This is a genomic window from Nocardia sp. NPDC057455, assembly GCF_042802775.1.
Lineage (GTDB): Bacteria > Actinomycetota > Actinomycetes > Mycobacteriales > Mycobacteriaceae > Nocardia.
In genome coordinates, this window is sequence record NZ_JBHVDM010000084.1 from 1 (window position 1) to 15,640 (window position 15,640).

The window sequence follows — 15,640 nt, forward strand, 5'->3', positions numbered from 1 at the left end:
TTCTGGGCGAGGCTCGGGACATGGTGACCAACAGCATGCGGCAAACCCGCTCCCCACTGGCCGGCGCGCTGCGCGGCCTGGCGCTCGGGCGGGTCGCGCTCGGGTCGGCCGCCCTCGTTGCCCCGCGGACGTTGACCGAGGCGCTCGGCGTGCGCCCCACACCCGAACTCGACTACATGACCAGGATCTTCGGCGCACGGGCGATCGCGCTGGGCCTGGGGTATCTGACCGCGCCCGCCGAAGAACTGCCACGCTGGCAGCGACTCGCGTTGCTGGTGGACATCCTGGACACGACGCACGGCGGGGTGCGCCTCCTGCGGAGTGACGTCCCACGCCAGGCGTCGGTCGCTCTGGTCGCCCTGACCGGCGGCTACATGCTCGTCGGCGCGACCCGGCTGGCCAGGGACCTGCGGGTTCCAGCCGCTTCGCCACCATCGCGACAGTGCTTCTGCGCCTGCCCACCCCGATCCTCGCCCGCGTGACGCGCTGGGAATGGTTCGCCGAAGAAGGCGCTGTCTCCGCCTCCGGCGCTCCGCTCGACGACATCTTCCTTCCCGCGCCCCGTCGCTGATGTCGGTGTCCTGCTGCCGCCTCCGACCCATACCGAGCGCGCCGGAATCCTCGGCCACGATTCCAGCGCGCCCGTGCTCTGCGCTACGGCCGAAAAGCGCTACGACGAGGAAGTTCGCTCTCCTGTGGGCCGGGTATCGGCGAGCTCTCGGGGTAACACCACGGTGAAGGTCGCCCCGCGTCCCGGTTCGCTGACGACCGACACTCGTCCGCCGTGGGCGGTCACCAGCGCTTGGACGATGGACAGGCCGAGGCCGGTGCCGCCGCTGGCGCGGGTGCGTGAGGCGTCCGCGCGGTAGAAGCGCTCGAACACCCGGGCGGCGGCATCCGACGGCAGTCCGGGCCCCGCGTCGATCACGTCGATGCGGACGCGATCGGGGGCGGCGGTGAGCCGCACCGTGATCGCCGCTTCGCGGGGGGTGTGGGTGAGGGCATTGCCGAGGAGGTTGCCCAGGACCTGGCGCAGGCGCGCTTCGTCGCCCACGACGCCCATGGTTCCTTCGCCGTCGCCGATCACCAAGGTGATCGGGCGGTCCGGCGCGTCGGGCGAAGGCTTCTGGCGGGCGGCGATGGCCTGCGCGTTGTGCACGGCGTCGCCGGCGAGCGCGAGCAGGTCGACGGGCTTGCGCTCCAAAGGGCGCTTCTCGTCCAGCCGCGCCAGCAGCAGCAGATCTTCGACGAGCACACCCATGCGCTCGGCCTCGGCCTCGATCCGGCCGACCACCATTCCCGCATCGGTACTGGCGCCCTGCCGGTACAGCTCGGCGAAACCGCGAATCGTGGTCAGCGGCGTGCGCAGTTCGTGGCTGGCATCGGCGACGAAGCGGCGCATCCGCGCTTCCGAGCGGCGGGCCGCTTCCTCGGAGGCCTCGGTCGCGGCCACGCCGTGCTGGATCTGCGCGAGCATCTCGTTCAACGACCGCGCCAGATGGTCGACCTCGGTGTCGACGCCGCGCACCGGCACCCGCCGGTGCAGATCGCCGCCCGCTATCGCCGCAGCGGTCTGCTCCACCTCGCGCAGCGGCCGCAGGCTGCGCCGGATCACCAGGTAGCCGACGGCCCCCAGGGCCAGCAGAGTCGCTGCCCCCGTGCCGAGCTCGAAGAAGATCAGCCGCGATACCGTCTCTCGGTTGTCGGTCAGCGGCAGGCCGATGGTGGTGGAACCGTACTCGTTGATCGTGGTCAGTACCCGCCAGCGCACCGACGAATCGTCCGAGGAGTCCACCGTTCGCGGTGTCCGGGCGATCGTGCCGCCGAGATCCGGGGCGCCCGCGGTGCTGTTGCCGCCCGGAGGGTCCGGATACACCTGGCCGTCTGCTCCTGTGCGCAGTTCGAAGAACCGGCGCGGCTGCTCGCCCACCGACCTCGGCTGCACCGGCGCGGCCGGGAGATCCGCGGGAATCCATTGGGTGCGACCGTCACTGGTGATCACCTGCCGCATCGGACGTGGCTGCGCCCAGGACCGCGCCGCGTCGTAGAGCTGTTCGTCGGTGCGCTGGGTCAGCGATCGGCTCAGCGCCGAGGTCACCGCCGCACCAGACGCGAACAGCGCCGCCGCCGTCAACAGCAGCAGCACGATCACCAGCCCCACCCGGAGCGGGACCGCCGACATCCGCCGCGCGAGTTTCGTTCGTACGCTCACGTCCGGCTCACCCGGGGTTCGCGCAGCACATAACCCACGCCGCGCAGCGTGTGCAGCAGTTTCGGTTCGGTGGTGTCGACTTTGCGCCGCAGATATGACACATACGACTCGACCACGCCCGCGTCGCCGCCGAAATCGTAGCGCCAGACATGATCCAGGATCTTCGGCTTGCTCAGCACCTTGCCCGCGTTGACCATGAAGTACCGCAGCAGGGTGAACTCGGTCGGCGACAGCGACACCGGAGCGCCCGCCTTCCACACCTCGTGGCTGTCGTCGTCGAGCACCAGATCGCCCACCGTCATTTGGTTGACGCCCTTGTGCGCGGACTGTATTCCGCTGCGGCGCAGGATTACTCGAAGCCGCGCGATGACCTCCTCCAGGCTGAACGGCTTGGTCACGTAGTCGTCCGCGCCGAGGGTGAGTCCGGTGAGCTTGTCGTCGACGTCGTCGCGGGCGGTGAGGAACAGCACGGGGGCGCTCACGCGGTCGGCGCGCAGTCGCCGCAGCATCCCGAACCCGTCCATGCCGGGCATCATCACGTCCACGATCAACGCGTCCGGCCGGAATCCGCGCACCCGATCCAGCGCCTCGGTGCCGCTGAGCGCGGTGGCCACCTCGAACCCCTGGAACCGCAAGCTCACGGCGAGCAGTTCGATGATCATCGGTTCGTCGTCCACGATGAGGACGCGGGCTTCGGGTTCGGTGCCGGTCATGCGTCCATGATTACGTCGCAGGCACCGAGCAACCTGCGAGCAAGCTGGGCGTTTCCTGTGAGCAGGGGCCGCCGGCAGGCGCGCTGTTCGCGCGGGCGGGATAGCTGAGCGGCGCCTCTATCCGCCCTCCGCGTACATCATGACTGGTCCGGCCGCCCGCGCCTTGCGCCCGATGCGTGTGACCGGGCTCGCCGGTGACAAGCGAGACGAGCGCGCGTCACCGAAGGTCTTGCCTCGCATCCGATCGGCATGCTGTGCGCCGCGACCCGCACTGTCCGCGATGGTGCGTGCTGGGGATTGCGGCCCGATGTTCTGTCGATTGCCGGTGGGGGACCAGCGAGGTGATCATGTGGCGGACTTGCCATACGCCTCGGTGCGCCCTTGCCGGGGCGATCTGCGGGGGCCCGCCTTCGACGGTTGCCATTGCCTGGCAACTCGAACAGCCGTCGGCGGCGATACTGCCGCCGAACATGCGGCAAATGTATCGCCGCGCCCTGCGGTGCGGCGATACATTTGCGGTCGGAATCCGGGCGATCAGCTGCCGGTGGGAGCGGTCAGGTCGTAGACCGTGACGTTGCCGACCGTCTTCGCCGTGTAGTGCGCCTTCACCCACTCGGTGATCTCGTCCGCCGCCGACTTCGCACCGCCCGAGCCGGGGCGCATGCCTTGTCCTTGCGCGACGAAGTAGTGCACCTCGCCGTCGGCGACGTACTGCTGGAACTGTGCCAACGTCGGCGCGTCATCGCCACCGCTGAAGCCGCCGATCGCGATCACCGCCGTGCCGGTGCGCAATTCCAGGCTCGACGCGGTGCCGGAGCCGACGCTCGCCGCCGACCACCGGTTGTCGGTGGCCTCCAGCAGGGCGTCCAGCTCCGCGTTGTCGGCGCTTGCGACCGGCCCACCGGCGCCGGTCACGGGAGCCGCGTCGCCGGTGGACCGGCTGTCGGCGGCGGGCATGTCCCCGGTCGGCAGATCCGTGCCGGTGGGAGCCGCACCGCCGGTCGGCAGATCGGTGCCGGACGTGCCGTTCGTGTTACCGGTGGGCAGATCGGTGCCGGACGTGCCGTTCACGTCACCGGTGGAGCCGTCGGCAGGCGGACCATCCGCTGCCGCCCCGCTGCCGCTTCCTCCGGGCTCACCCATCGAACCCGCCTGTGCGGGCCCGGAGGTGGGGATGCCGCCGCTGTGCGCGTGCGTGACCGTCTCGACCGCGTAAGCCGTGGATCCGGCGAACCCGGCGAGCAATGCGGCCGCCGCGATCGTCACGGCGATCCCGCGCGAGCGGTGCGCGCCTACCAGTAGGCCCACCGCGGCGAGCGCGGTCACGACCAGTACCGTCCAGCGCAGCCAGGGCAACCAGTCCGGCGTGCGGTCGAGCAGGACGAAGGCCCAGACGCCGGTGACCGTCGACAGGAGCGCCAACGTGATCCTGGCCGCCACGTGCCCGCGCCGCCGCCACAACTGTGTCACGGCGATGCCGGTGACACCGGCGATGCCCGGCGCCAGGGCCACCGTGTAGTACGGGTGGATGATGCCGCTCATATAGCTGAATACCAGGCCGGTGCCGAGCAACCACCCGCCCCAGAGGATCATCGCCGCCCGCAGCCGATCGGTGCGCGGTGCGCGGTGGCTCAGCCACAGCCCGGCGACCGAGCCGATCAGCGCCGCCGGGAGCAGCCAGGACACTTCGGTCGCCATGGTGCCGCTGAACAGCCGGGCGAATCCGGTGTCGCCGCCGAACGCGCCGCCCATGCCGCCGTCTCCGGGGCCGCCCGAGTTCCCGCTCGGATTGCCGCTGCCGCCCAGCAACCGGCCCATCCCGTTGTAGCCGAGCGCCAGTTCCCACAGGCTGTTGTCGGTCGACCCGCCGATGTAAGGTCGCGAGTCCGCGGGCCACAGCTCGACCAGCAGCACGTACCACCCGCCGGCGACCACCATGGCAGCGCACGCGGTGACCGATTTGACGATTCGGGACCAGAAACCTCCCGCCGCGGCGACCAGGAACACCAGCGCCAACGCGGGCAGGACCAGGAATGCCTGCATCATCTTGGTCAGGAACGCCAAACCGATGACCACACCGGCCAGCGCGAGCCAGCCGGTGCTCGCCGAACGCCAGCGCAGCCCGTGCGAGTCGATCGCGCGCACCGTGCAGTAGGCCGCCGCGACCAGCAGCAACGTCAGCAAGGCATCCGGGTTGTCGAAGCGGAACATCAACGCGGCGACCGGAGTGGCCGCCGACGCCGCACCGGCCAGCAGGCCCGCGCCGGGTCCGCTCCACCGCCGTACCGCGGCGTACAGCAGACCCACCGAGCCGACACCCATCAAAGCCTGCGGCGCCAGCAGCGACCACGAGCCGAACCCGAACAGCCGCCCCGACAGGCCCATGACCCACAGCGACGCGGGGGGCTTGTCCACCGTGATCGCGTTGCCCGCGTCGTGCGCGCCGAACAGCAGCGCCTTCCAGCTCTGCGTGCCCGCCTGCGCCGCGGCGGCGTAGTACTCGTTCGCCCACCCGGAGACCGTGAGATTCCAGAAGTACAGCACCGCCGTCGCGACCAGCAGCGCGAACACCGCCGGGCGCGCCCACCGAGGTTGGGTCGCGGGCCCGAAGAACGCGCGATCCGCCCATGATCGTTCGTGGGTGGGGGCGCGATGGGCGCCGACGGGTCTCCCGACGGCCTCCACCCCCGGCGGGACGCTCGTAATCGACGCCATGCTCTTCGCCTTCCTTCCGTGTGAACCTCTGCTCGAAGGCTAGGAAGGCTGTCTGCCCGCAACCTGGGGCAAACCTGCGAGTGCGCTGTGCGGGTCGACGGTGCCGGGCGGGATTCGGCGGGTCAGCGGCGGCGGATCAGCAGAACGTTGTCTTTACGCGTGCCCGGCTGTCCCTCCGGGCCCGCGTGCTCGCGCTCGACCACGTCATCCACTTCCACCTGCCATTCGGCCGGGTCCGGCGCGAGGTCGGCGCGCACCTCGGCGGTGGTCGGAAAGTGCACGTGGGCGGGCGGTTCGGATACCCAGGTGGGCCATTCCGCGTGGCCGACGATCAGCAGCAGCCCGCCGGGCGCCACCGCCGCCGCGGCCCGGCGCAGGATTCGCGCCCGTTCACCATCCTGGGCCGCCGGTGAATGCAGATACTGCGCCGTGACGAGGTCGTACTGCCCGGACGGGAAGCTGTGGTCGAGATCGTGCCGCTGCCAATCGATTTCGCCGGGCAGAGTCTGTCGTGCCGCCCGCGCCCTGGCGCGGGCCAGCGCGGTCTCCGAGATGTCCACCGCCGTGACCCGCCAGCCGCGCTCGGCCAGCCAGATCGCGTCGGCGCCCTCGGCGCAGCCCAGGTCCAGTGCCGTACCCGGGGCGACCGCTTCGATCTCCCGCACCAGCAGGAAGTTCGGCCGTCCCGACCAGATCTGGTCGCGCTCCTGGTAGAAGGACTCCCAGTACTCGACGGTCGTCGGCGTGGTCCGGTCCTGGTGGTGGTGTGTCGCACTCATGCGATCCACCATCCACCGGCTCGGCCATTTCGGCAAATATCGTTGCCGCTTCGGCAACTGGCCCGAGTGGCCGCGGGGAGGCGTCGGACGCCACCGCGGCCGCCCGAGGTCAGCAGTCGTCGAGCGGGTCGCGCAGGATCATGCCCTCGGCGGCGCGCAGGCGCGTTGTCATGGTCGTCAGCAGGTCGACGGAATCCTCGGAGAGGCCGATGGCCGTGTGCAGCAGCCTGCGCAGCCGCGGGCTGGTCAGCCGGCCGGTCAGGGCGCTGTCGTGCTCGGTCGGTTCGGTGTCGAGCTGTCGGTCGAGATTCACGGGAAGGTACTCACAATCGGTCATCGGGCCCCCTGGAACCACTGTGGATGCGCCGACCGTGCCAGGAACGATGGGTAGGCACGGGCGAAATCGTTCCGGGGCGCAGCGTACATCGCACACAGTTGGTCGCTGGACCGGGTCGGAATGGTTGCATGTGGTCTCCGTGCCGCAGTCGGGTCGGTTCGTCCGTGCCGTGGCCGTGCCCGCTCCGGTGCCGAGACCGCACCCATTGTTCCACTGTCCCTGGAGAATTCGGCAAAACAGCCTGTCGGCGCAGGTCGCGGCCGTGGCGCTGCGCGCACCGGTGGTTACGCGGGGGGCGCGCCCGCCGCTCGTTCCCATCCGCGGGAAATTGCTCGTCGGTGCGGGGGCTCGCCGCAAAATCGGGAGCTCGCGTCGTCCACACATGACACGATGGGTGGCGGCCGAAGCAGGTACCGACCCGATGAAGGGCCAGGGATGGGGCATCTCGACGACCGGGTAGCGGTGATCACCGGCGGCGCCCGCGGGCAGGGGCGCGCGCACGCTCTCGCGCTGGCGAACGCGGGCGCGGACATCGTGGTGTGTGATATCGCCGCACCCTTGCCGGGCCTGCCCTACGAGCTGAGCACTCCCGACGACTTGGCCGAGACCGCCGCCCTGGTCGAGCGGACCGGCCGCCGTTGCGTCGCCGTGCGGGCCGACGTGCGCAGCCTGGAACAGATGCGCACGGTGGCCGAGCGCGCGCTGGAGGAATTCGACCGCATCGACATCCTGATCGCCAACGCGGGCATCGCGTCCAACTCGCCCGTCGCCGAGATGGACGACCAGTTGTGGCAGGACATGATCGACACCAACTTGACCGGCGTCTTCCACAGCTTCCGCGCGGTCGTCCCGCACATGATCGAGCGCCGCTGGGGCCGCGTGGTGGCCACCTCGTCCATCGTGGCGAAAATGGGCGTGCGCAACGCGGCGCACTATGCCGCGAGTAAATGGGGCGTGCTGGGCTTGGTGAAGTCGCTGTCCCTGGAGGTGGCGGAGTACGGCATCACGGTGAACGCCCTGCTGCCGTCGGGGGTGGACACCGACATGATCCAGAACCCCGCCACGTGGCGGCTCATGGTGCCGGACAAGGAGAATCCCACCAAGGAGGACTGGATGGCGATCATCGAATCCGGCCCGCCCAACGGCGATCTGATCCAGCCCGCCGAGGTAGCCGAAGCGGTGCTGCTGCTGGTCTCCGAACACGGCCGCCACTTCAACGGAGAGGCTGTCACCATTTCCTGCGGCGGAAGCGCGAGTACCTCCTAGCATCCGAGCCCGTGGCCGGAAAGCGCAGGCCGCGAACGTGGTTCAGGAAACGAGGCCGGCGGAGCAGGTCGCCATCGTGCAGGCGGGCGCCTCGCGGTGAAGCGCCCGCCTTGCTCGTCCGGGGCCTCAGTGGCGCCGCGACTCGATCGCCTCGCGGGCCGCCTGCGCTGTCTGGGCGCCCCGCTCGCGGGCCAAGTGCGCCGTGTGTGCGCTGCGTTCCCGGGCGGCGTCGGCGATCTCCGGTCCGCGCTCCTTGGCGACCTCCGCCCATTCGGTCCCACGCTGCTTGGCCAGATCCGCGAACTGCACGCCCCGCTCCTTGGCGATCTCGGCCCACTCGGCGCCGCGCTCTTTCGCGATCTCGGCCCACTCGGCGCCGCGCTCTTTGGCGATCTCGGCCCAGTCGGTACCCCGCTCTTTGGCGATCTCGGCCCAGTCGGCGCCGCGCTCTTTGGCGATCTCGGCCCACTCCGACCCGTGCTCCTTGGCGGTCTCGGCCAGATCGCTGCTGTGTTCCTTGGCCGTCTCCGCCCATCCCGGGCCGTGCCGCTGGGCCGATTCGGCGAGTTCCGCCCCCTTGTTCGCCGCCACCGCTCCGAGCGCACGCGCCCGTTCCGCGGCCTCGTGCGCGTGCTTGCGCAGCGCCGCGCCGGTGGCGGTGTCGGAGGTCGCGCCGAACGGCAGTGCGGCGGTGACCGCGGCGGCGGCGTCGCGAGCGGCCCGGCGGCCACGCCAGCCCAGCGACGGCTTGCCCTCGGTGTCGGCGGCGGTGATCATCAGCCCGCCGAGGAGGCCGAGGTCTTTGAGGAACGCGGTCCGCTTCGCCGACTTCCGGGCCGGATCCTGCTCGTTCCAGAAGTCCTGCTCGGTGACGGCAGCGGGCACGACGGTCGCCGCGAGCACCAGGGCGGCCAGTCGCGGCGCCTTGCCGAGCGCCAGCAGCACGCCGCCGCTCACCTGGGCCAGGGCGTTGACTTGGACGACCGTCGTCGGATTGGACGGCAATTTCGTGGCAATTTCTTCGGGCAGTTGCCGGTGCCCCCGTTCGAGCAGTGCGTTCGCGGCCTTGACCCGCTCATCCGGGCGCCGCAGCGTATCGACCCCGTCTACTACGAACGCGGTGGCCAGTAGCGGCCGGGCGAGTCGGCGCAACAACATGACAGAACCCCTTCCCTTGATGTAGTCACGATTCGGATTCCCGCGCGCTTCGTGGCCAAACAAGCCGGTCCGCCACCGTGTGAATGCCGCCTCATCCAAGTAACAGCTAATCGAGAGAGATCGATCCAGGGGGAAAGGCGCCGCACTCACGCTCCCGCCTCCCGCCCTGCTCCGCCGGAAGGTATCCGCTGTGAACACCCATACGGCCACAACGGCTTTCGAAGCCGTCGTCGCCGACTTACCCGCCGCACCGAGGTGCACGTTCCGCTTCGACTCCGTCCCATGTCGTCACCGCGCGGAATGGTTCATCCGTAAACGGTCCTGCTGCCACCCGGCGGGCGTGGATTTCCTGTGCGAGACCTGCCATACCCGCATCCACTGGATGCTGGAGATCGGCATCGTGTTCGAATGCGTGGGATGCGGCGTGCGCTCGGACAGTTTCCCCGAACTCTGCCCGACCGCGGCTCCGCTCTGAGCGCGGCTCAGCGGTCTCCCGCCCGCTCCCGCACGCCGGTGTCGGCGAGAAAGCCGGTGATGATCGACGTGACCTGCTCCGGGGCCTCCACCATCGGGAGATGACCGCAGTCGGGTAGCTCCACCGCCGTGTGCGGGCGCAGCCTGCGGTTGAGCCGTCCGCCCGCCTTCGCCGACAGAATGCGATTGCGCCGCCCCCAGATCGTGCAGATCGGCGGGAATCCCGCAGGCGGATCGAACGTGTCCAGCGCGCGGTAGGACGGGAAATCCTGGACCAAGCCGTGCAGGGCTTGCAGCCTGCCCCGATCCGTCCAGTACGCCCGCACGCGCGGCTCGTGCCGAATGTTGCGAGCTCGGCCGCGCGGGCCGAGCTGATTGCCGACGATCAGCGAGACGACCGAGTCCGGCAGACTCATCCGGCGGGCCAGCGGCGCCAGCGGCAGCCGCGCGTCGAGCCAGGCCAGGCCCGCCGATTGCCCCGAGCTGACGGTGTCCAGGGTGAGCGGATTCATCAGCACGAGCGCGCGCACCCGGTCCGGATGACCCATGGCGTAGCGCAGCGAGGTGGCGCTGCCGAGGCAGTTTCCGATCAACACCACGTCGGTGCGGCGGTGAGCGTCCAGGAACGCCGTGAGCATGTCGACGTAATCGGTGAGGCGGTAGCCCGTGGCGGGCTGGTCGGATTGCCCGTAGCCGGGGAGATCGAGCGCGAAGACCTCGTGCTCGTCGCGCAGCGCCGCGACCTGGTCGTCCCAGATCCGGCGTTGCGTCCCCGCGTTGTGCAGGAACACGATCGCCGACCCGCTGCCCACCCGATCGAAGACGACGGCCCTGCCCCGATGCTCGAAAACGTCCACCCCGACTCCCTCGAACGACCGGCGACCGAGCCGCCGGTCTTCGCGATTCTACCGGCGGGTACGGCCGAGGGTGGGCGCTCGGATCACCGGACGGCGGTCGTCGCGCGCAGGAATCGTCCGGTCCGGCGGGTGCCGAGAACCGGAGCGGGAGTGCCTTCGCCGAACACCTGCACGCCGCCGACGAACACCGCGGTGACCGTGTCGTCGTTACGGTTCACCATGCGCGACAGGTTGTCGAACGCGGCGATCGGCGATTCCTGGTAGGCGTCGAGCGAATCGTCCAGGTGGGCCGGATCGAGGACGACGACATCGGCCCGGTCGCCCGCCCTCAGGTGCCCGGCGTCCAAGCCGTACCAGTCCGCGAGTTCGCCGGTGAGCCGGTGCACCGCCTGTTCCACCGACAGGAACGGGCGACCGGCCTCCGCGGCGTCACGCACGCGGCGCAGGAAGCGGAGTCCGAAGTTGTAGAACGCCATGTTCCGCAGATGCGCTCCCGCATCGGAGAAACCCAGTTGCACGCCCGGGTCGGCGGCGAGCCGATCGAGCACCTCCGGTCGATGATTGGAAATGGTGGTGTGCCAGCGGACCTTGTTGCCGTGCTCCACCACGAGGTCGAGGAACGCGTCCACCGGATGCACGCCGCCGCGCTCGGACCCCACTTGGCCGAAGGTCTTGCCGATCACCGCAGGGTCGGGGCATTCGACGATCTGCGCGTCGAAGAAGTCGCGGTGCCATACTCGTGGACCGAACTTCTTGTCGTAGTCCGCGCGGAAGCGGCGCCGATAGTTCTCGTCGCGCAGCAGTTCCCGTCGTTCGTCCACCTGATCGGCCAGGTGCAGCGCTTCGGCGCCGGAACCGAATTCCTCGAACACCACCAGGTCGATGCCGTCGGCGTAGACCTCGAACGGCACCGGAAGGTGCTGCCAGCGGAAATTGCCGCCCAGCTTGTTCAGCACCCGCGCGATCAGCGGAAACAGGTGCACGACCGCGGGAATCGCCTTGATGTCGGCGGCCGAGAGCAAGCTGACCTTCAGCGGCCTGCGAAACAGGCCGAGGCTACTGGCCGCCATGGTGATCAGGCTGTGCGGTCGGGACACGTCCGGCCCGCCCTGCAACGCCCCGCCGCGCCGTCGCAGCACGGCGTTGAGGCGGTGCCGTTCCCGCAACGTCGCATAGGTGGAGGGCAGCGTGCGCGACCGGCACACCTCGCCGTCGAGTTTGTCGAACAACAACTGCTGAGAGGACATGCCGACGAATCCCGCGTCCAACGCCTCGGTCAGCTTGGCCTCCATTCCGGCCAGTTCGGCCGCATCGGGCCGGACATCCTTGCGGGTCGCGCGCTCCAGACCCAGTTCGGCGGCGCGGATATCCGAATGCCCGATGAAAGCGGCGACATTCGGGCCCAACGGCAGCCGGTCCAGCGCGGCCGCGTACTCGTGCGCCGAGCGCCAGGTCTTGTGCTCGTCCACCGCCGCGACGACGTGCTTGCGCGGAATCGCCTCGACCCGCGCGAACAGGTCGCCCGCGTCGGAGGCGTCGACGTGCACGGTGGACAAGGAACACGAACCCAGCAGCACCGTGGTGATGCCGTGCCGCAGCGATTCGGTCAGCGCCGGATGCTGCAGCACCTCCACGTCGTAATGGGTGTGGATGTCGAGCATGCCCGGAATCACCCATTTGCCGGTGGCGTCCACGACGTTCGGACAGGCCGGGTCGTCGATCGGTTCGGCCGAGATGGTCGCGATCCGTCCGTCGTGGATGCCGAGGTGCCTGATCGCCGAAGGCGCGCCGGTGCCGTCGAACCAGCGGCCGTTCGCGATGATGGTGTCGTACATGGGTTCAGACCTCGAGTTCGGCGCGGACGACCTTGCCGGTCGCATTGCGGGGGAGTGCGGTGGTGGTGAGCCGCCAGCGGGCGGGCACTTTGTAGTAGGCGAGCCGCTCGGCGGTGAACGCGCGCAGCTCCTCTTCGCTGGTGGCCGTGGCATTCTCGACCACGACCAAGGCGGCGACCTGCTGTCCCAGATCGTCATCGGGCACACCGAGGACCGCGCATTCGCGCACCGCGGGATGCTCCTCGAGGCACTGCTCGATCTCCGTGGGATAGACGTTCTCCCCGCCGCGCAGGATGAGATCCGAACGGCGCCCGGACAATCGCAGCCTGCCCTCCTCCAGCACCCCGATATCGCCGGTGCGCAACCAGCGGTCCGCGGTGATCGCCGCCGCGGTCGCCGCCTCGTCCTGCCAGTACCCCAGCATCACGTAGGGGCTGCGCACCCAGATCTCGCCTTCGGCGCCGTCGGGAACCGCGTTGCCCGCGCTGTCGCGGATCTCCAGCGCGACCCCGACGACCGGTCGTCCCACGGTGTCCGGGAAGGCCGCCAGTTCGGCAGGGCTCGCCAGCGTGGCCGCGGTGCTGCATTCGGTGAGTCCGTAGCTGGTCACCAGCGCGTTGCGTGCGACGGGCAGTTGAGCGCGCAATTTCTGTTGCAGCGCGGCCGATGACGGCGCCGAGTTCAGTGAGAACGCGGCCAGCGAGGACAGGTCGTAGCCGGACAGATCGAGGTCCAGCATCCTGGTGGCCATGGTCGGCATGGCGCCCCAGTTGGTGACCCGTTCGGTCTCGATCAGTCGCAGCACCCGGTCGGCGTCGAACGACCCTTGGTGGATCACCGCCGCGTCCCCGGTGACCAGCCGGGGGACCACCAGATTGTGCAGGCTGGCGATATGGAACAGCGGCGAGGTGAGCAGGAAGCGCCGCCCGCTGGGCAGTTCGGTCGCCCCGGTGAGCGCGGCGGCCAGCGCGTCGTTGAAGAGGTGATAGTCGGCGACGGCCACCAAATTTCGGTGCGAGTGCACCGCGCCCTTGGGACGTCCGCTGGTGCCGCTGGTGTAGAGGATCACCGCGGGGTCGTCTTCGGCGATCTCGGTGTACGGCAGCTCCTCGGTCCGGTAATCGGCGATGAGCGCGGGTACGTCGTGCTCCATGGTGATCAGCGGAATCCGGACGTCCAGTTCCGCTGCTGTCGCGGCGCGCTTCGCATCGACGACGAGCACGGTGGGACTGGTGTGCTCGACGCCGTAGGCGATCTCGCGCGGCGCCCACCACGCGTTGTAACCCACCGCGATCGCGCCGAGCGCCTGCGCCGCCCAGAACGTCAGCACCCACTCGGGTGTGTTCGCGGCGAGAATGCCGACGCGGTCGCCCTTTCCGACGCCGAATCGGTCCCGCAGGGCCGTGGCCAGGGCCGCGACCGCCGCGGCGTGTTCGGTGAACGATATCCTGCGCTCGGCGGTGACCAGGTAGTCGTGATCGCCGTGCGCCGCTGCGGCGACGAGCACGTCGCGCAGCGAGGACTTGCGATGGCGCACCACCGCCATCGGTGCGCCGAGCACGTCCTCGACCACCATTTCGAATCGACCGCCGGGTCCGGTGAGCCGGCCCGCGGCCTCCGCCACGAACGCCTGCGGGTCGAAGGGCTTTGTCATATCGGGTACTTTCTCGTGGGTCGATTCGTCACGGCTCGGGGATCAGGACCGCTCGGCCGGTGACCAGGCCGCGTTCCAGCCGGTCCAGGGTCGCGGGCACCCGGATGTAATCGGCCATCCCGCCGTCCGGCCCGAGTCCGGGGCACGGTGGCATGGCGGTGCGGCCCGCGGCGTGGCAGACGTTCTCGTTGCCGCGGGCGCACTCCCGGCAGACCCCGCACGACCAGCACAGATACACGATGCCGCGCTCACCGGCCCGGCGGCCGTCCACTCCGTCGCCGACAGCCTCGATGGTGCCCGCGATCTCGTGGCCCAGGGTCAACGGCTCCGCGCGCATCCGGAAGGGGATGTGCAGCACGTGCAGGTCCGAATGGCAGATGCCCGCCGCGCCCACGCGCAGCAGCAGATCGGTCGGACCGATCTCCGGTATCGGTACCTCGCGCAGCGCCAGCACACGCGGCTCGGTGAGCTGCAACGCCCGCATCATCCGCGTACCGCCTCGAAGGTCGCGCGGAGATAGGCGTCGGCTCGGTCGGAGCCGATCAGGCCCGGAGCCATCCGGTTCATGGTGTAGGCGAACGTGGTGCGGTGCTCGAGGTCGTTGACCACCATCGCGCCTCCGTACCCGGCCCACCAGCACACCCGGCCGTCGGGCACCTCCGGGGCGGTCTGCCGCTGCGGCAGACCGTAGCCGATGCCGAACCGCAGCGGCACCAGAAGCGCGAGATCCACGCCGTCGGACTGCTGCTGGAAGATCAGCTCGATCGTCTCCGCCGACAGCAGCCGCCGCCCGTCCAGTTCGCCGCCGCAGGAGACCAGTGATTGCACTCGCGCCACCGAACGCGCGTTGCCGTGCCCGTTCACCGCGCCGATCTCGGCTTGCCGCCATCCCGCGCTCGCCGTCTCGGCGATGTCGAGCAGCGGACTGGTGAGCGTTTTGACCAGCACGCTGTCCTGGTCGAGCGCGGCCATGTCGAACTCCGGCAGATCGGGCGGGACCAAGGTGGCGATCCGCCCGTGATGCTCGGGCGCGGTGCCGATGTGGAAGTCCGCGCCCAGCGGCCCGGCGAGTTCCTCGGCGAAGAACTCGCCCAGCGAGCGTCCGGTGACCCGGCGGATCACCGCGCCGATCAGGTGGCCGTAGGCGAGCGCGTGGTAGCCCGACGCGGAGCCCGGCTCCCACCACGGTGGTTGGCCGGCCAACCGGGCGGCGGAGGATTCCGCGTCGTAGATGTCGGCGAGTGCGATCGGCGGCTGCCACCCCGAGACGCCGGAGGTGTGCGCGAGCAGATGACGGATCTCGATGTCGGCTTTGCCGTTCGCCCCGAACTCCGGCCAGTACCTGGCCACTTTCGCGTGCACGTCCAATTCGCCGCGCTCGACCAGCAGCAGGGCGCACAGCGCGGTCATGGTCTTGGTGAGGGAGAAGACGTTGACCAAGGTGTCCTCGGTCCACGGCGTGGTGCGTCCGGGGTCGCGGTACCCGCCCCAGAGATCGACGACCGGTTCGCCGTCGACCGTGACGCAGATCGACGCGCCCAGCTCGTCGCCGGCGGCGAGCCGGGTCTGCAGTTCCGTTCGGACCCGTGCGAATCGTTCGGCGCAGAACCCCGAGGTGGCGGTTTCCGTGGTCATCGCCG

Annotated in this window: 13 protein-coding genes and 1 pseudogene; 3 read left to right on the forward strand and 11 right to left on the reverse strand. The window is 69.9% G+C overall.

All coding sequences use genetic code 11. The features are described from left to right. Nucleotides 1-482: hypothetical protein (locus ACFU5M_RS26730; RefSeq protein ID WP_379053591.1), on the forward strand; the 482-nt coding region annotated here is incomplete at its 5' end. Nucleotides 483-670: 188 nt separating this feature from the next. Here the strand turns inward: ACFU5M_RS26730 and ACFU5M_RS26735 are convergent. The 5 genes from ACFU5M_RS26735 to ACFU5M_RS26755 form a co-directional block, all read right to left on the reverse strand. Further along, nucleotides 671-2,182, reverse strand: a complete 1,512-nt coding sequence (locus tag ACFU5M_RS26735; RefSeq protein WP_379053638.1) for a sensor histidine kinase — start codon at nucleotides 2,180-2,182, stop codon at nucleotides 671-673. Between the two features lie 26 nt (nucleotides 2,183-2,208). Further along, a complete protein-coding gene (locus tag ACFU5M_RS26740; RefSeq protein ID WP_379053592.1) occupies nucleotides 2,209-2,925 on the reverse strand; it encodes a response regulator transcription factor in 717 nt (238 codons plus the stop codon). A gap of 534 nt (nucleotides 2,926-3,459) precedes the next feature. Further along, a complete protein-coding gene (locus tag ACFU5M_RS26745; protein WP_379053594.1) occupies nucleotides 3,460-5,640 on the reverse strand; it encodes a glycosyltransferase family 39 protein in 2,181 nt (726 codons plus the stop codon). 122 nt (nucleotides 5,641-5,762) lie between these two features. Then, on the reverse strand, nucleotides 5,763-6,419 hold the full coding sequence (locus tag ACFU5M_RS26750) for a class I SAM-dependent methyltransferase (RefSeq protein WP_379053596.1): 657 nt from the start codon (nucleotides 6,417-6,419) through the stop codon (nucleotides 5,763-5,765). Nucleotides 6,420-6,528: 109 nt separating this feature from the next. Then, nucleotides 6,529-6,756, reverse strand: coding sequence for a hypothetical protein (locus tag ACFU5M_RS26755; protein ID WP_379053598.1), 228 nt, complete (start codon nucleotides 6,754-6,756; stop codon nucleotides 6,529-6,531). Between the two features lie 435 nt (nucleotides 6,757-7,191). Between ACFU5M_RS26755 and ACFU5M_RS26760 the strand changes: the two genes are divergently transcribed. After that, nucleotides 7,192-8,022 carry a mycofactocin-coupled SDR family oxidoreductase gene (locus ACFU5M_RS26760; protein ID WP_379053600.1) on the forward strand — a complete coding sequence of 277 codons (831 nt, stop codon included), beginning with the start codon at nucleotides 7,192-7,194 and terminating at the stop codon, nucleotides 8,020-8,022. A gap of 126 nt (nucleotides 8,023-8,148) precedes the next feature. Here ACFU5M_RS26760 and ACFU5M_RS26765 read toward each other — a convergent pair whose 3' ends face one another. After that, nucleotides 8,149-9,180 carry a DoxX family protein gene (locus ACFU5M_RS26765; protein ID WP_379053601.1) on the reverse strand — a complete coding sequence of 344 codons (1,032 nt, stop codon included), beginning with the start codon at nucleotides 9,178-9,180 and terminating at the stop codon, nucleotides 8,149-8,151. A gap of 190 nt (nucleotides 9,181-9,370) precedes the next feature. Here ACFU5M_RS26765 and ACFU5M_RS26770 point away from each other — a divergent pair, with 190 nt between their 5' ends. Continuing rightward, nucleotides 9,371-9,655, forward strand: a complete 285-nt coding sequence (locus ACFU5M_RS26770; protein ID WP_379053603.1) for a hypothetical protein — start codon at nucleotides 9,371-9,373, stop codon at nucleotides 9,653-9,655. Nucleotides 9,656-9,662: 7 nt separating this feature from the next. Here ACFU5M_RS26770 and ACFU5M_RS26775 read toward each other — a convergent pair whose 3' ends face one another. The 5 genes and pseudogenes from ACFU5M_RS26775 to ACFU5M_RS26795 form a co-directional block, all read right to left on the reverse strand. Continuing rightward, nucleotides 9,663-10,511: an alpha/beta fold hydrolase gene (locus ACFU5M_RS26775; RefSeq protein WP_379053604.1), complete on the reverse strand. Its 849-nt coding sequence runs from the start codon at nucleotides 10,509-10,511 to the stop codon at nucleotides 9,663-9,665. Nucleotides 10,512-10,594: 83 nt separating this feature from the next. Next, on the reverse strand, nucleotides 10,595-12,346 hold the full coding sequence (locus tag ACFU5M_RS26780; RefSeq protein ID WP_379053605.1) for an amidohydrolase family protein: 1,752 nt from the start codon (nucleotides 12,344-12,346) through the stop codon (nucleotides 10,595-10,597). Between the two features lie 4 nt (nucleotides 12,347-12,350). Beyond that, nucleotides 12,351-14,000, reverse strand: coding sequence for an AMP-binding protein (locus ACFU5M_RS26785; RefSeq protein ID WP_379053607.1), 1,650 nt, complete (start codon nucleotides 13,998-14,000; stop codon nucleotides 12,351-12,353). Between the two features lie 91 nt (nucleotides 14,001-14,091). Continuing rightward, a pseudogene (locus ACFU5M_RS26790) lies at nucleotides 14,092-14,484 on the reverse strand (alcohol dehydrogenase catalytic domain-containing protein); the annotation flags it as partial. After that, nucleotides 14,484-15,635, reverse strand: coding sequence for a serine hydrolase domain-containing protein (locus ACFU5M_RS26795; protein ID WP_379053608.1), 1,152 nt, complete (start codon nucleotides 15,633-15,635; stop codon nucleotides 14,484-14,486). The pseudogene ACFU5M_RS26790 and the gene ACFU5M_RS26795, both read right to left, overlap by 1 nt. Between the last annotated feature and the right edge of the window lie 5 nt (nucleotides 15,636-15,640).

Bases quoted from the DNA above. Each gene is read 5' to 3' on its own strand.
- ACFU5M_RS26735 (WP_379053638.1), bottom strand. From the start codon at position 2,182: ATGTCGGCGGTCCCGCTCCGGGTGGGGCTGGTGATCGTGCTGCTGCTG.
- ACFU5M_RS26740 (WP_379053592.1), bottom strand. From the start codon at position 2,925: ATGACCGGCACCGAACCCGAAGCCCGCGTCCTCATCGTGGACGACGAA.
- ACFU5M_RS26745 (WP_379053594.1), bottom strand. From the start codon at position 5,640: ATGGCGTCGATTACGAGCGTCCCGCCGGGGGTGGAGGCCGTCGGGAGA.
- ACFU5M_RS26750 (WP_379053596.1), bottom strand. From the start codon at position 6,419: ATGAGTGCGACACACCACCACCAGGACCGGACCACGCCGACGACCGTC.
- ACFU5M_RS26755 (WP_379053598.1), bottom strand. From the start codon at position 6,756: ATGACCGATTGTGAGTACCTTCCCGTGAATCTCGACCGACAGCTCGAC.
- ACFU5M_RS26760 (WP_379053600.1), top strand. From the start codon at position 7,192: ATGGGGCATCTCGACGACCGGGTAGCGGTGATCACCGGCGGCGCCCGC.
- ACFU5M_RS26765 (WP_379053601.1), bottom strand. From the start codon at position 9,180: ATGTTGTTGCGCCGACTCGCCCGGCCGCTACTGGCCACCGCGTTCGTA.
- ACFU5M_RS26780 (WP_379053605.1), bottom strand. From the start codon at position 12,346: ATGTACGACACCATCATCGCGAACGGCCGCTGGTTCGACGGCACCGGC.
- ACFU5M_RS26785 (WP_379053607.1), bottom strand. From the start codon at position 14,000: ATGACAAAGCCCTTCGACCCGCAGGCGTTCGTGGCGGAGGCCGCGGGC.
- ACFU5M_RS26795 (WP_379053608.1), bottom strand. From the start codon at position 15,635: ATGACCACGGAAACCGCCACCTCGGGGTTCTGCGCCGAACGATTCGCA.